Below are 15148 nucleotides of genomic sequence, written 5' to 3' on the forward strand. Positions count from 1 at the left end.
TCTGCATCCCCGACGCCTCATCCCTTGAGCCCGCTGGTGTTGATGCCCTGTACCAGCATGCGCTGGAAGGCCAGGAAGAAGACGAAGACCGGCAGCAGCGACAGTACCGACATCGCGAACATGGGACCGAGGGACGTCTGCCCGCTGGAGTCGATGAACAGCCGCAGTCCGATCGGCACGGTGTAACTGGTCGGGCTCGGCAGGTAGACGAGCTGGGTGAAGAAGTCGTTCCAGGTCCAGATGAACGAGAAGATCGCCGTGGTGACCAGCGCCGGCCGGCTCAGCGGCAGCATCACGTGCCGGAACACTCCGTACGGCGAACAGCCGTCGATCTTGGCGGCGTCGTCCAGCTCGCGTGGGATGCCACGCATGAACTGCACCATCAGGAAGACGAAGAACGCTTCGGTGGCGAGTAGCTTCGGCACGATCAGCGGCAGCGGGGTGTCGATCCAGCCGAAGTAGTTGAACATCACGTACTGCGGCACGATCAGCACGTGGCTGGGGAGCAGCAGCGTCCCGATCATGACGGTGAACCAGAGCTTCCGCAGCCGGAACCGCAACCGGGCGAAGGCGTACGCGGCCACCAGGCAGGAGACCGCGTTGGCGACCACGGTGGCCAGGGCGATCACGGTGCTGTTGAGGAAGAACCGGCCGAAGCTGAGGTCTCTGATGTAGTTCCAGCCGTCCGGGTAGTTGGCCCAGGTCACCTCCTGTGGGATGACGGAGAGGTTACTGACCACCTCGGTCGGTGACTTCAGCGACGAGCCGACCATCCACAGCAGCGGATAGAGCACGAAGGCGAGCACCCCGACGAGCGCAAGGACCCGGACGATGCCGCGCGAGCGGCGGCCGGTGGCCGGGGTTGCCCGGACTGCCTGGACTGCCATCAGTCGTCTCCGTCGGAGTAGTGCACCCAGAACCGGCCGGTGCTGAAGAAGATCACGGTGATCACCGCGATGGCCAGCAGGAAGACCCAGGAGAGCGCCGACGCGTAACCCATCCGGAACTCTCCGAAGCCCTGGTCGTAGATGTGCAGGGTGTAGAGCAGGGTGGAGTAGACCGGCCCGCCGGTGCCGTTGCTGATCACGTATGCCGAGGTGAAGCCCTGGAATCCGTTGATGGTCTCCAGCACCAGGTTGAAGAAGATGACCGGGGAGAGCATCGGCAGAGTGACGTTCCAGAACTGGCGGGCCCGGCCGGCGCCGTCGACCGACGCGGCCTCGTAGAGTTCGGTCGGTACCTGCTTCAGCCCGGCGAGGAAGATCACCATCGGGGCGCCGAACTGCCAGATGGCCAGGACCATCAGTGTCTCGAGCGCCCAGGTCGGGTCGTTCACCCAGGCCTCGCCCTGGATTCCGAAGAGTCCCAGGAAGCTGTTGAACGCGCCGTCGCCGCCGAACATGGCCCGCCAGACCAGGGCCAGCGCGACGCTGCCGCCCAGCAGCGAGGGCAGGTAGAACAGGCTGCGGAACAGACCGACGCCACGCCGCTCGCGGTTGAGCAGCAGCGCGACGCCCAGGGCGGCGGCGAGCTTGAGCGGCACGGCGATCAGGGCGTACGTCAGGGTGACCGTCACCGCGTGCCAGAACGCCGGGTCCTCGCCGAACATCCGCCGGTAGTTGTCCAGCCCGACCCACTCGACGAGTTCCCAACTGGAGAGCACGTCGTAGTTGGTGAAGCTCAGATAGAGCGAGAACAGCATGGGGAAGGCGGTGATCGCCATCAGGCCGATCAGCCACGGGGAAAGGAAGACGTAGCCGGCGACCCCTTCGGCGCGGTGTCGCCGCCGGCTGGCCCGCGTCCGCCGGCCCGGCGTACCGGCCGGCGCGGCGTCGCCGGGACGCGGCTTGGTCGCCGTGGATAGAGCCACGGGTTGGTTCTCCTCTCGAACGACGCTCCGGCAGGGGTGGGGAACCGTTGCCCGGCTCCCCACCCCTGGTCGGGCGGTCAGCCGGCGAGCGCCGCCTGGGCCTCGGCGAAGAACTGCTTTGCGGCGTTCTCGGGGGTGGCGCGGCCGTAGGTCACGCTCTCCGCGATGTCACGCAGCTTGTTGCGCAGCCCGCTGTGCCCCTTCGGCGGCGGCGTGGGCGCCGGGCCGAACTTGGAAGCCAGACCGTTCTCGAAGGCCACGGTCGCCTTCATCGCCGGATCGGTCATGGTCGCCTCGATGGCCGTCCGGGTGTCCATGTTCGACGGAAGGCCCCGGTCGACGCCGAAGATCTTTGCCACCTCCGGGTCGTTGACCAGGAAGTTGATCAGGTCGGCCACCACCTCCGGGTGCTCGGTGCTGCGCGACCCCGCCCAGTACAGCGAGGCGCGCGCCCACTGACCCTTCGGGTCGCCGGGGTACGCGACCATGCCCAGCTCGTTCTTGGTGGCCTTCTGCAACTCGCCGAGCTGGTTCGACCACATGAAGGAGGTGGCGGCCTTGCCCGTCACCACGAGCTGGGTGGCGACGCTGCCGTTGACCGCCTCGTGGACGACGTCGGCCGGCGGGGTCGCGTTCTTGGCCCGGGCACCCTGCCAGAGCCGGAACCAGGAGGCGAGGTCGGCCTCGGTGAACGCGAGCTTGTTGCCGTCGTAGAACTCCTTGCCCTGGGCCCGCAGCCACAGCCACAGCGCCTTGTAGTCGGAGCTGGTGTCCATGGTGCCCCAGTACTTGCCACCGCCCTTGGCGGTCACCTGGGCGGCCCAGTCGAAGAGCTGCTCGTAGCTCCAGCCCTCTTGGGGTTCGCTGACGCCGAGCTCCTTGAGCTTGGTCTTGTCGTAGATCATGGCTGGCGTGTTCTCGCCGGTCGCGACCGCCACCTGCTTGCCGTCGAGCTGGCCGTACTTGGTCAGCCCTTCGGCGTGCTTACTGAGGTCGATCTTGTTGTTTTTGACGTACGGCGTCAGGTCGAGGGTGACGTTGCGGCTCGCGTACTCCGCCAGGCCGTTGTCGTCGATCTGGAAGACGTCCGGGGCGTTGCCACCGGCGGAAATGGTGGCGAGCTTGTCGTAGTAGCCGTCGAAGGCCTGCCAGACGGGGTTGATGGTGACGTTCGGGTTCTTCTGCTTGTAGAGGTCGAGTGCCTTCTGGGTCATCTCGGCCCGGGCCTCGCCGCCCCACCAGAAGAACTCGATGCTGACCGGGCCGCCCGGCTCCGGCTCGTCGTCGCCGCAGGCGGCGGCGCCGAGGACGAGGGGCAGAGCGACCATCGCGGCCGTGAAGCGGCGGAGCAGGTCTCGACGGTGCAGGGTACGGTGGCTACGCGCGGCAGGCGCGTTTGCCGTCGGGGGTGTGGCGGGGTGCATTTCGCTCACTCCTTGGCGTTAGGAGGCGACACTTTCGGGGGTGGCCGCGGTCGCGCCGCCCGGGGCCGGATGGCCGTGCGGGCCCGGGCGAGCAGGAGATGCCGCGCCCGGGCGGTCGGCTGCTGCCGCCGTTCCGGGCCGGTCGGCCGAAGCCGCCGGACCGACGCCCGTCGAGTCGCGGATGACCAACTCGGTCTGCAGGCTTACCTGTGCGGTGGTGCGACGGTCGTCGGCGGTGCTGGTCCGTCCGCCGCCGCGCCCGGCGCGTGCGGAGGAGGAACCGTCGTGTTGCAGGAGCATGTCGACGGCCGTCCGGCCGGCGGCCGCGGTTGGCGTGGCCACCGTCGTCAATTTGGGCCGGGTGAGCCGGCTCAGCGCGATGTCGTCGATGCCGACGACGCTGATGTCCTGGGGCACCCGTAGCCCGAGTGAGTCAAGCCCTTCCATCAGGCCGATCGCCATCAGGTCGTTGTAGGCGAGCACGGCGGTGGCACCGGTCCGGCGAACCTGTTCGGCCATGGCGACGCCGCCGCCCTCGGTGGGCGGGTTGGGGCCGAGCACGGTCAGCGAGGCGTCCGCGGCCCGGGCGGCGGTGGTGGCCGCCCGGCGGATCTCCCGGTTGGTCCACGAGCCGCGCGGCCCGCCGAGCAGGGCGAGGTCGCGGTGGCCGAGCCCGGTCAGGTGTTCGACGGCGAGCCGGGCGCCCTGGCCGACGTCCATCACCACCGCCGGCAGGCCGGTGACCTGGCGGTTGATCACGACCAGCGGCACCTCGCGGCTGAGCTGCTCGATCAGGCTGTTGCTCATCCGAGGGCTGCACAGCAGCACGCCGTCGACCTGCTTGGCCAGGGCGTGCACCAGGTCCTCCTCGGCCGCCGGGTCCTCGTTGGTGTCGGCGATGAAGATGTGGTAGTCGCGCTGCCGGGCCTGGCTCTCCGCCGCCTTGATCAGCGGTGGGAAGAAGGGGTTGGCGATGTCGGCGATGATCAGGCCGATGTTGTGGGTGCGCCCGGTGATCAGTGCCCGGGCGGCCCGGTTGGGCCGGTAGCCGAGGTGTTCGGCGCAGGCCAACACCCGGTTCCGGGTCTCCGGATTGACCAGGTGCGGGGCCGAGAACGTTCGCGAGACGGTGGAGATGTGCACCCCGGAGGCGCGCGCGACGTCTCGAATGGTGGCTGGCACGCGAGTCCTCTCTGTGGCTGCCGGTGTGTCTGCCGTCACGTGGTTGGCCAATTAATGCAAACGGTTGCTCAGGTGTCAACGGGGATCGGTTACGGCTTTGTTGCGGTACGCAGCTATGGGAGCACTCCCATAGTTACAGATCTGGATAAAAGCCGCAGCTTTGCTGCAGGTCGTTGACGACCGCTCGGGATGCGTGGTTACTTCTCCTGCAAACCTTTGCAGCCAACGGAGGCGAGCTGGGATGTCGGTAACCCCGGGAAGGCAGCGTTTCGCCCTGGTCGGTACGGGCGCGCGTGCGGAGATGTTCGTCCGGGCCCTGGTGCTGGACCACCCGAACACGGCCGAGCTGGTCGCATTCGCCGACGTCAATCCGGCCCGGATGAACGCGCACAACGGCTGGCTCGCGGAACTCGACTTCGACCCGGTGCCGACGTACCTGGCCAGCGAGTTCTCCTCCATGCTGGAGAAGGAACGGGTCGACGTCGTGCTGGTGACCAGTGTGGACCGGACGCACGACGAGTACATCGTCGCCGCGCTGCGGGACGGGTGCGACGTGATCACCGAGAAGCCGATGACCACCGACGTGCCCCGGTGCGAGCGGATCCTGCGGGCTGTTGCGGAAACCGGCCGAAAAGTTTCGGTCGCCTTCAACTATCGCTACAACCCATTGCATGAGAAGGTCCGGGAGGTGCTCGCCGAGGGCGCCATCGGCGAGATCGGCTCCGTCCACTTCGAGTGGCTGCTCGACGTACGCCACGGTGCCGACTACTTCCGGCGCTGGCACCGGGACAAGGCCAACTCCGGCGGGCTGATGGTGCACAAGGCGAGTCACCACTTCGACCTGGTCAACTGGTGGCTGGACGCGAAGCCGGTCCAGGTCTACGCCTCGGGCCGGCTCTTCTTCTACGGGGACGTGGCCGGCAAGCGGCACGGCTACGCCCGCCCGTACGACCGGGCGCACGGCGCGCCGGCCGCCGCGGACGACCCGTTCGCGCTGCACCTGGCCGACCACCCGAGGCTGCGGGCGCTCTATCTGGAGGCGGAGGCCGAGGACGGCTACCACCGTGACCAGAACGTCTTCGCGCCCGGGGTGACCATCGAGGACGACATGGCGGTGCTGGCGCAGTACGACAGCGGTGCCACCATGACCTACCACCTGACCGCGTACGCGCCCTGGGAGGGTTACCGGGTGATGTTCAACGGCAGCCGGGGTCGGCTCGAACTCGAGGTGGTGGAGAGCGACTTCGTCAGCCCGCAGGCGGCCGGCGAGCTGAAGGGAGCCGCGCTGCACGGGGTACAGGCCGCCGTGGAGGAGGGGTGGGCGAAGATCACCCTGCGGCCCTTCTGGGAGCAGCCCCGGGAGGTACCCGTCTCCGGCTACACCCGGACCGGACACGGCGGTGCGGACGCCCGGATGACCGCGGTGCTCTTCGGCGGGCACACCGACCCGATGGACCGGGCGGCCACCGCCCGGGACGGCGCACTCGCCCTGCTCACCGGCCTGGCCGCGAACCGATCCTTCGAAACCGGGCAGCCGGTCCGCGTCGCCGAGCTGCTCACCATCCCCTGATCGCAAGGAGCCAGCCCGTGTCCGCACCGTCCGACCGGCCCGACCTGCTCTTCCCGTCCGAGCCCAGCCAGCGGGCCATCGCCCGCGAGCTGTACGCGCTGGTCCGGGACCGGCCGCTGATCTCGCCGCACGGGCACGTGGACCCGGGCATCCTCGCCGACGACGTCGCCTTTCCGGACCCGGCGCGGCTGATCATCGTCCCGGACCACTACCTGACCCGGATGCTGCTCAGCCAGGGAGTCACCCCGGCCGAGCTGGGCGTACCGGCGGTGGACGGCGAGCCGGTCGAGACGGACGGCCGGACCATCTGGCGGCGGTTCGCGGCGCACTGGCACCTGTTCCGGGGTACCCCGAGCCGGCTCTGGCTGGAGGAGACCTTCCGGAACGTTTTCGGGATCGAGACCCGACTCTCCCCGGGCACCGCCGACGAGATCTACGACGCGATCGCGGCCCAGCTCGCCCAGCCGGAGTTCCGGCCCCGGGCGCTCTTCGAGCGGTTCAACATCGAGGTGCTGGCCACCACCGAGTCGCCGCTGGACGAGTTGGGCCGGCACGCCAAGCTGGCCGCCGACGGCTGGGGCGGCCCCGGCGGCCGGGTGATCACCACCTTCCGGCCGGACAACGTCGTCGACATGGAGTTCGACGGCTGGGCCGGCAACGTCGCCCGGCTCGGCGAGATCGCCGGCGAGGACACCGGCCGGTACCCCGGCTACCTCGCCGCGCTGCGCAAGCGCCGCGAGGCGTTCATCGCCGCCGGGGCCACCTCCACCGACCACGGCCACCCGACCGCGCTGACCCTGCGGCTGGGCGAGGCCGAGGCGAGCGCCCTCTACGAGCGCGGCCTGCGCGGCGAGGCCACCCCGGAGGACGCCGAGGCGTTCCGGGCGCACATGCTGGTCGAGTTCGCCCGGATGTCCATCGAGGACGGCCTGGTGATGCAGCTCCACCCGGGCTCGGTGCGCAACCACAACCGCTGGCTCTACGCCAAGCACGGGCGCGACGTCGGGGGTGACATCCCGCAGGCCACCGAATACCTGCACGCGCTCACCCCGCTGCTGGACGCGTACGGCAACGATCCCCGGCTGCGGGTCGTCGTCTACACGCTGGACGAGTACACCTTCACCCGGGAACTGGCCCCGCTGGCCGGCGGCTACGCGGCGCTCTACCTCGGCGCGCCCTGGTGGTTCCTGGACTCGCCCGAGGTGCTGCGCCGGTTCCGCGAGGCGGTCACCGAGACCGCCGGCTTCTACAACACCGCCGGATTCGTCGACGACACCCGGGCGTTCTGCTCGATCCCGGTCCGCCACGACGTGGCCCGGCGGATCGACGCCGGCTTCCTGGCCCGGCTCGTCGCCGAGCACCGGCTGCCGCTGGACGAGGCGGCCGAGACCATCGTCGACCTTGCCTACCACCTGCCCAAGAAGGTCTTCAAGCTCGGGAGCACTGACAAGTGACGGTTACCATCACCGGCGTCGACGTGCACGACGTGCGGTTTCCGACGGCGGCGGCCGGGGACGGCTCGGACGCGATCAACCGGGGCGACTACTCGGCCAGCTACGTCGAGTTGCGCACCGACGCACCGGACGGGACCTTCGGGGCCGGGTTCACCTTCACCAACGGCCGGGGCAACGAGCTGACCTGCGCCGCCATCCGGGCCCTTGCCCACCACGTGGTCGGCCGGACCATGGCCGAGATCGTCGCGCGGCCGGTGGCGTTCTGGCGGTCACTCAGCGCCGACGTGCAGTTGCGCTGGCTGGGGCCGGAGAAGGGCGTCATCCACATGGCGACCGGCGCGCTGGTCAACGCGGTCTGGGACCTGCGGGCCAAGCTGGAGGGTAAACCGCTGTGGCGGCTGCTCGCCGAGATGCCGAGCGAGGAACTGGTCCGCAACATCGACTTCCACCACATCATCGACGCGATCAACCCGGCCGAGGCCGCCGCCATCCTGGACAAGGGGCAGGTCGGCCTGGCGGACCGGCTGGCCGAACTGGAGCGGGACGGGTTCCCGTCGTACACCACCTCGGTCGGCTGGCTCGGTTATCCGGACGACAAGGTCCGGGCGCTGACCCGCGAGGCGTACGCCCAGGGGTGGCGGGCGATGAAGATGAAGGTCGGCGGCCCGGTCGACGACGACGTACGCCGGGCGCGGATCATCCGCGAGGAGATCGGTCCGGACGCGCTGCTGATGATGGACGCCAACCAGGTCTGGGACGTCGACGAGGCGATCGCCAACATGTCGAGGCTGGTCGAGTTCGACCCGTACTGGATCGAGGAGCCGACGCACGCCGACGACGTACTGGGGCACGCCCGGATCGCCGAGGCGGTGACCGGGCTCTCCGGCGGGCGCTGCCGGGTCGCCACCGGTGAGGTGGCGGCGAACCGGGTCATCTTCAAGCAGCTCATGCAGGCCGAGGCGATCCGGGTCTGCCAGATCGACGCCTGCCGGATCGGCGGGGTCAACGAGGTGCTCTCGGTGATGCTGATGGCGGCCAAGTTCGGCGTGCCGATCTGCCCGCACGCCGGCGGCGTCGGCCTCTGCGAGTACGTCCAGCACCTGGCGATCTTCGACTACCTGCGGGTCGGCACCTCGCTGGACGGCCGGATGGTCGAGTACGTCGACCACCTGCACGAGCACTTCGTCGACCCGGTACGCACCCGTGGCGGCCGCTACCTCCTGCCGGAGCAGCCCGGTTACAGCTCCACGATGAAGCCCGACTCGATCGCCGAGTACTCCTTCCCGGACGGCCCGGTATGGGCGTGACCGTCGGCGCGTCGCGGCTGGGCCTCGGCGTGCTGCGCCGACTGCCGGCGTCGAGCCGCCCGCTGGTCCGGCCCGGTGCCGTACCGGCCGGGATCGTGCACCTCGGGCTGGGCGCGTTCCACCGGGCCCACCAGGCGGTCTACACCGAGGAGGCGGTCGCGGCGGCCGGCGGCGACTGGGGCCTCATCGGGGTGGCACCGCGCAGCACCGACATGGTGACCAAGCTCGCCGCCCAGGACTGCCTGTTCAGCGTCACCAGCACCTCGGGAGCGGGCAACCAGACCCGGGTGGTCGGGGCGCTCGCCGGGGTCCGGCACGCGGCCAGCGACCCGGCGGCGATCGTCGCGCTGCTGGCCGATCCGGCGATCCGGGTGGTGACGCTGACGGTGACCGAGAAGGCGTACCAGCTCGATCCGGCGACCGGCCGGCTCCGCCCGGACGAGGCGGTACTGGCCGACCTGACCACCGACCGGCCGCCGCAGACCGTGCCCGGCCTGCTGGTCCGGGGCCTGCTGGCCCGTTCAGTCGCCGAGGCCGGCCCGATCGCCCTGGTGAGCTGCGACAACCTGCCGTCGAACGGGGAGCGGCTGCACAGCCTGGTCGGCCAGGCACTCCAGGTGGTCGGTGCCGGCGCGGGCGGGCGGTCCGAACGGATCGCCGACTGGCTGCGCGGCAATGTCAGCTTCCCCGGCACCATGGTGGACCGGATCGTGCCGGCCAGCACCCCGCAGACCCTGGCCGACGCGCAGGCGGCGCTCGGGGTGAGCGACCTGGCGGCGGTGGCGGCCGAGCCGTACCGGCAGTGGGTGATCGAGGACCGGTTCCCGGGCGGGCGACCGGCCTGGGAGCGGGCCGGGGCGGTGCTCACCGACGACGCCGGCCCGTGGGAGCGGCTCAAGCTGCGGGCGCTGAACGGCGTGCACTCGGCAACGGCGTACCTGGGCGCGCTGGCCGGCCGGGAGACCATCGCCGAGGCGCTGGAGATTCCGCACCTGGCCGGGGTGCTGCGCCGGCTGATCGCCGAGGATGTGGCGAAAAGCTTCACCCCGCCGGACGGCGTCTCGGTGGTCGAGTACGGCGAGGAGGTGCTGGAGCGGTTCGCCAACCCGGTGATCCGGCACCGCACCATCCAGATCGCCATGGACGGCTCGCAGAAGCTGCCGCAGCGGGTGCTGCACACCATCGCGGACCTGCGCGCGGCCGGGGCCCGGCCCCGCTGGGCGGCTCTGGTGGTGGCGGCCTGGATGCGCTTCGCCCAGGGCCACGCCGACGACGGTACGTCGCTGCCCCTCGATGACCCGCTCGCCGACCGGATCCGGGCGGCCCTGGCCGCCGGGAAGGACTCCCCGGCCGGGGTGGTGGCGGCGCTGTTCGGGTTGACCGAGGTCTTCCCGGCGGAACTGGCCGCCGACGACGAGGTACGCGACCTGGTGGTCGAGTGGCTCACCGCGCTGGACCGGCACGGGGTGGAGAAGACGTTGGCGGGTGCGGCATGACCGGGGTCGGGGCGCCGCCGAGGGTGGCGCTGGTCGGGGCGAGCGGGCATGGGCTGTGGCACCGCCGGATCATCGCCCCGCTGCACGACGCCGGGAAGCTGGAGTTGGTCGCCCTGGTCGACGTACGCCCGGTGGAGGCGGCGCCGGACGCGCCGGTCCCGCCCGGCACGGGGATCTTCACCGACCACCGCGAGATGCTCGGTGCGGTACGCCCGGACGTGGTGGTGATCTGTACCCCGCCGCACACCCACCTGCCGATCGCGCTGGAGGCGATCCGGGCCGGCGCGGACCTGCTGCTGGAGAAGCCGCCGGTGCTCTCGCTGGCCGAGCACCGCATCCTGGCCGGCGCACTGGCCGAGGCGGGCCGGGTGGCCCAGATCGGCTTCCAGGCGCTCGGCTCGACGGCGTTGCACGAGCTGACCTCGGCGGTCACTGACGGCCGGCTGGGCCGGGTCACCGGCATCTCCACGGTGGCTTCCTGGCAACGCACCGACGGCTACTACGCCCGCGCTCCGTGGGCCGGCCGGCGCAGCCTGGACGGGCGGCCGGCGCTGGACGGCGTACTCGTGAATCCGCTGGCGCATGCGGTGATGCAGTGCCTGGCGGTGGCCGGGGCGGCGGTGGCGGCCGGCGCGGTCGCGCCGCTGGGCGCGGTCGATGGCGCGGCGCCGGACTGGCCGGCACAGGTCGAGCTGGAGCGCTACCGGACCCGGCCGATCGAGGTGGACGACACCGCCGCGCTGCGGGCAACCCTCGGCTGCGGCCTCCCGGTGCTGGCCGCGGTGACGCTCGCTGGTGAGGACTTCATCGCCGGTGAGGTGATCGTGCACGGCTCGACCGGCCGGGCGGTGCTGGAATACACCGCCGACCGGTTGACGCTGCCCGGTGATCCGGGGCCGCGCGACGTACCGGGCCGGGTGAACCTGCTGGAGAACCTGCTGGCGCACCGGGCCGACCCGGGCGGAGTGCCGCTGATCGCGCCGCTTGCCCGGACGGCGGCGTTCACCGCCCTGGTGCAGGCGATCTCGGCCGCTCCGGAACCGGAGCTGGTCGGCGGGGAGCGGGTGGTGGCGACCGGCGCGGGGCCGGACCGGGTGTTGACGATCCGGGGAGTGAACGCGGTGCTGCGCCGGGCGGCGGCCGAGGGGGCGCTGCTGTCGGAGCTGGCTGTGCCGTGGGCGGTGAAGCCGCACCGGGCGGCGGTGGAGAGGGAGACGGGCGATGCGTGACGGCCGGACGTCCTGCGTGATAACGAACGACAGACTGCAAATCTCGGGGACAACTGTTCGATAGAAATCGGACCGAATATCCCTCTACTCGGCATACGGTCGCCGAGCAAATCGTTATTGCCTGTATTCAGTGCAACATACCTGCAAACAGAACGCATTGACACTTTTAAGTGCTGATACCTACCGTTCAATAACAAGAGGATTTCGTAGCCGTTACGAGATCCGGCAAACGGTAGACAGACGCGGAGAGTGGGATGCGATCGAGCAGGTTGACCGCCGCCGTGGTCGGCAGTCTTCTCGTGGTCTCCGGTGCCGTGCTGGCGGCGCCCGCGACGGCCGGCGCGCACGGGAAGGACGGAGTGTCCTGGGTGGCCCGTTCGCTGGGCCGGCAGGCGTTGCCGGCCGGTGACGGCTGGGCCGCCGCCGGCCCCGGCACCACCGGCGGCTCGGCGGCCACTCCGGACCAGGTGCACGTGGTCCGGACCAGGACCGAACTGGTGCAGGCACTGGGTGGCGACAACGCCACGAACAGGAGCAACGCTACTCCGAAGATCATCTATGTCGAGGGCGGGATCGACGGTTTCGAGGCCGCCGACGGGCGGCTGCTCGGCTGCGCCGACCTGGCCGACCCCGAGTACTCGCTCGACGCGTACCTGACCGCGTACGACCCGGCGACCTGGGGGCGGGTGGCGCCGTCCGGGCCACTGGAGCAGGCCCGGGTCCGGTCGGTGGCGAACCAGACCCGGCAGACCCAGATCAACGTCGGGCCGAACACCACCATCGTCGGGCTGCGCGGCGCCACGCTCACCGGGCTGACCCTGATGGTGGACACCGCCAACAACGTGATCGTGCGCAACCTGACCCTCGCCGACGCCCGGGACTGCTTTCCGGCGTGGTCGCCGACGGACTCCGACGCCGGCAACTGGAACTCCCAGTTCGACCTGATGTCGGTACGGCGCAGCGAGAACGTCTGGGTCGACCACAACACCTTCACCGACGGCGACAACCCGGACAGTGGGCTGCCGGTCTATTTCGGACGGCCGTACATGGTGCACGACGGGTCGCTCGACGTGACGCACACCGCCAGCCGGGTGACCGCCTCGTACAACCGGTTCGTCGCCCGGGACAAGGTGATGCTGATCGGCTCGTCGAACACCGTCGGCCCGGACGTGGGCCGGCTCAACGTCACGCTGCACCACAACCTCTTCGACGGCACGATGCAGCGGCTGCCCCGGGTGCGGTTCGGCCAGGTCGACATCTACAACAACGCCTACCGGCTCGCCGGTGACGCGTTCAGCTATGCGATCGGGGTGGGTGTGCAGTCGGCGGTCTACGCCGAGAACAACCACTTCACCCTCGGCTCCGGCGTCACCGCGGCGGACCTGCTCTACGACTGGGACGGCACGGTGCTCACCGAGCGGGGCAACTGGGTACGCGAGGGCCGGAAGCCGGCCCGGCCGGTGAGCCTGCTGGCCGCGTACAACGCCGAGCACGAGCCCGATCTGGGCGGCGACGCCGGGTGGACGCCGACGCTCCGGGCCGGGCCGGTGCTGCCCGCTCCACTCGTCCCGCTGGTGGTGCAGGCCCTGGCCGGAGCCGGTCGGCTGCCGGGATAGCTCCGGCCCCTCGATTCCACCGGTACCGCCGGTGGTGCGGACCCTCGCCGGAGCCGAACGGCGGCCGGTCCAGGGCTGACCCGGTCGTCCCACCGAGTCCAGCCCGCGGCGGCGCGGCGCCGCCGAGAACGCAGTACCCCACACCGCCGCCGTCGCCGCGCCGGCGGCGGCCCACCACCCCCACCACCACAGGGAGGCTCACTGTGCACGCCAACCAGTCCCGGGGACGACCGAGGTGGCGGCTGGTCGCCGTCGCGGGTGCGGCCGGAATGCTCGCCGCCGCCGCGATCACCGTCGCGATGCCGGCCGCCTTCGCCGACACCCTGCTCACCGACAACTTCGAGGACGGCAACTCCTCCGGCTGGTCGACCTCCGGCGGAAGCTGGGCGGTGGCTACCGACGGCAGCCGGGTCTACCGGCAATCCGGGCAGAGCAGCGACGCGCGTACCCTCACCGGCACCACCTCGTGGAGCGACTACGCGGTGCAGGCCCGGGTCAAGCCGACCGGGTTCAACGGTGCCAACCGGCACGTCGGGGTGATCGCCCGGGCACAGAGCTCCAGCCGCTACTACGCGCTGGTGGTGACCAGCACCGGCGGGGTGCAACTGGTCAAGCGGGACGGCTCGGCGCCGGTGGCGCTGGCCAGCGGTTCCGGCGCGGTACCGGTGAACACCTGGGCCACGCTGCGGCTGGAGGCGACCGGCAGCACGCTGCGCGGGTACGTCAACGGCAGCCTGTCGGTGCAGGCCACCGACTCCGTACTCTCCGCCGGGCGGGTCGGCCTGGCCGCCTCGTACGCCAGCGCCTCCTTCGACGACGTCGAGGTGGCGACGGTGACGGGTACGCCGCCGACCGGTGGCCCGACCGGCGGGCCGACGCTGCCGCCGACCGGTCCGCCGCTCGACCCGGGCGCCCCGCCGATCGGCTTCGCCGGGGTCAACGCGCTCGGCCAGAACGGCACCACCGGCGGGGCCGGCGGCCCGACGGTGACGGTCTCCACCGCCACCGACTTCCTCACCGCGATCAGCCAGCCCGGCCCGCTGAACATCCGGGTGCAGGGCATGATCGCGCTTCCCGGCCCGATGCACGACGTGATGTCCGACAAGACCATCGTCGGGGTGGGCGCCAACTCCGGGATCACCGGCGGCGGGCTGAACATCGGGCTGCCGGTCAGCGACGCGACCAGCCCACCGGCGAACGCCATCCACAACGTGATCGTCCGGAACCTGAACTTCCGGAACACCGTCGACGACGCGATCAACGTGCAGATGTTCTCGCACCACATCTGGATCGACCACAACGACCTGTCGGCCGGCTACGACGGCCTGATCGACGTCAAGCGGGGCGCCAGTTACGTGACGGTGTCGTGGAACCACACCCACCACCACACCAAGAACATGCTGCTCGGGCACGACGACAGCAACGCGGCGCAGGACACCGGATATCTGAAGGTCACGTACCACCACAACTGGTTCGACCGTACGCCGCAGCGCAACCCCCGGGTCCGGTTCGGCGACCCGGTGCACGTCTTCAACAACTACTTCGTCTACAACACCGACGTCGGGGTGGCCTGCCAGATGAACTCGGGCTGCGTGGTCGAGGGCAACTACTTCGAGGACGTCGAGGTGCCCTGGTCGATCAGCTACTCCGGGACCCGGGGCCGGCTGGTCGCCCGCAACAACGTGCTGGCCGGTACGAGCGAGCCGGGTGACTCCGGCGGCTCGGTGACCGAGCCGAGCAGCTACTACTCCTACACCGTCGCCGACCCGAACAGCATCCGGGCGACGGTGATGGCGGGCAGCGGCACCGGAAAGCTGCCCTTCTAGGGACCCCGCGCGCGGCGGTACCGGCCCCGCACCACCGCACCGCCGCGCGCGGTCCCGGCACAGGCCACTTCCGGTCGGTCTCGCACGCCAGCAGGCCGCCGGGCCGACCGCCTCCGCAGCCCCGTTCCCTCCGCACACCCGGCGTGTCGAGTCCGGCCGTCCTGGGCCGATCCG

The 15148-nt window shown here is 70.6% G+C and carries 11 protein-coding genes; 7 read left to right on the top strand and 4 right to left on the bottom strand.

From position 1 onward, the window contains the following. Positions 1 to 17: 17 nt before the first annotated feature. From ACSMXO_RS02560 to ACSMXO_RS02575, 4 genes are all read right to left on the bottom strand, one after another. Positions 18 to 887, bottom strand: a complete 870-nt coding sequence (locus tag ACSMXO_RS02560; protein WP_455416563.1) for a carbohydrate ABC transporter permease — start codon at positions 885 to 887, stop codon at positions 18 to 20. Continuing rightward, positions 887 to 1870 (bottom strand): carbohydrate ABC transporter permease, encoded by a 984-nt coding sequence (locus ACSMXO_RS02565; protein WP_346261617.1) that lies wholly within the window; start codon positions 1868 to 1870, stop codon positions 887 to 889. The genes ACSMXO_RS02560 and ACSMXO_RS02565 overlap by 1 nt, the downstream gene beginning before the upstream one ends. Positions 1871 to 1947: 77 nt before the next feature. Beyond that, on the bottom strand, positions 1948 to 3294 hold the full coding sequence (locus ACSMXO_RS02570) for an ABC transporter substrate-binding protein (protein ID WP_455416564.1): 1347 nt from the start codon (positions 3292 to 3294) through the stop codon (positions 1948 to 1950). 18 nt (positions 3295 to 3312) lie between these two features. Next, entirely contained in the window at positions 3313 to 4476 is a 1164-nt protein-coding gene (locus tag ACSMXO_RS02575; RefSeq protein ID WP_455416565.1) for a LacI family DNA-binding transcriptional regulator, read from the bottom strand. A gap of 241 nt (positions 4477 to 4717) precedes the next feature. On the opposite strand from ACSMXO_RS02575, the gene ACSMXO_RS02580 reads away from it, so the two are divergent. The 7 genes from ACSMXO_RS02580 (at position 4718) to ACSMXO_RS02610 (ending at position 14974) form a co-directional block, all read left to right on the top strand. After that, positions 4718 to 6046, top strand: coding sequence for a Gfo/Idh/MocA family protein (locus ACSMXO_RS02580; protein WP_455416566.1), 1329 nt, complete (start codon positions 4718 to 4720; stop codon positions 6044 to 6046). Between the two features lie 17 nt (positions 6047 to 6063). Then, on the top strand, positions 6064 to 7500 hold the full coding sequence (gene uxaC, locus ACSMXO_RS02585; protein WP_455416567.1) for a glucuronate isomerase: 1437 nt from the start codon (positions 6064 to 6066) through the stop codon (positions 7498 to 7500). Beyond that, complete coding sequence (locus ACSMXO_RS02590) at positions 7497 to 8807, top strand: enolase C-terminal domain-like protein (RefSeq protein ID WP_455416568.1); 1311 nt, start codon at positions 7497 to 7499, stop codon at positions 8805 to 8807. Before uxaC ends, ACSMXO_RS02590 begins: the two co-directional genes overlap by 4 nt. Then, the gene (locus tag ACSMXO_RS02595; RefSeq protein ID WP_455416569.1) at positions 8798 to 10303 is read left to right on the top strand and encodes a mannitol dehydrogenase family protein; all 1506 of its coding nucleotides are present in this window, start codon (positions 8798 to 8800) and stop codon (positions 10301 to 10303) included. The genes ACSMXO_RS02590 and ACSMXO_RS02595 overlap by 10 nt, the downstream gene beginning before the upstream one ends. After that, entirely contained in the window at positions 10300 to 11532 is a 1233-nt protein-coding gene (locus ACSMXO_RS02600) for a Gfo/Idh/MocA family protein (RefSeq protein WP_455416570.1), read from the top strand. Before ACSMXO_RS02595 ends, ACSMXO_RS02600 begins: the two co-directional genes overlap by 4 nt. A 254-nt stretch (positions 11533 to 11786) precedes the next feature. After that, positions 11787 to 13148 (top strand): pectate lyase family protein, encoded by a 1362-nt coding sequence (locus tag ACSMXO_RS02605; RefSeq protein WP_455416571.1) that lies wholly within the window; start codon positions 11787 to 11789, stop codon positions 13146 to 13148. A 203-nt stretch (positions 13149 to 13351) separates the two neighbouring features. Beyond that, positions 13352 to 14974: a pectate lyase family protein gene (locus ACSMXO_RS02610; protein WP_455416572.1), complete on the top strand. Its 1623-nt coding sequence runs from the start codon at positions 13352 to 13354 to the stop codon at positions 14972 to 14974. Positions 14975 to 15148 lie beyond the last annotated feature (174 nt).

The organism is Plantactinospora sp. DSM 117369, from assembly GCF_053764795.1.

Excerpts from the sequence above, each read along its gene's own strand:
- ACSMXO_RS02560 (WP_455416563.1), bottom strand. The coding sequence starts at position 887 with ATGGCAGTCCAGGCAGTCCGGGCAACCCCGGCCACCGGCCGCCGCTCG.
- ACSMXO_RS02570 (WP_455416564.1), bottom strand. The coding sequence starts at position 3,294 with ATGCACCCCGCCACACCCCCGACGGCAAACGCGCCTGCCGCGCGTAGC.
- ACSMXO_RS02580 (WP_455416566.1), top strand. The coding sequence starts at position 4,718 with ATGTCGGTAACCCCGGGAAGGCAGCGTTTCGCCCTGGTCGGTACGGGC.
- ACSMXO_RS02595 (WP_455416569.1), top strand. The coding sequence starts at position 8,798 with ATGGGCGTGACCGTCGGCGCGTCGCGGCTGGGCCTCGGCGTGCTGCGC.
- ACSMXO_RS02600 (WP_455416570.1), top strand. The coding sequence starts at position 10,300 with ATGACCGGGGTCGGGGCGCCGCCGAGGGTGGCGCTGGTCGGGGCGAGC.
- ACSMXO_RS02605 (WP_455416571.1), top strand. The coding sequence starts at position 11,787 with ATGCGATCGAGCAGGTTGACCGCCGCCGTGGTCGGCAGTCTTCTCGTG.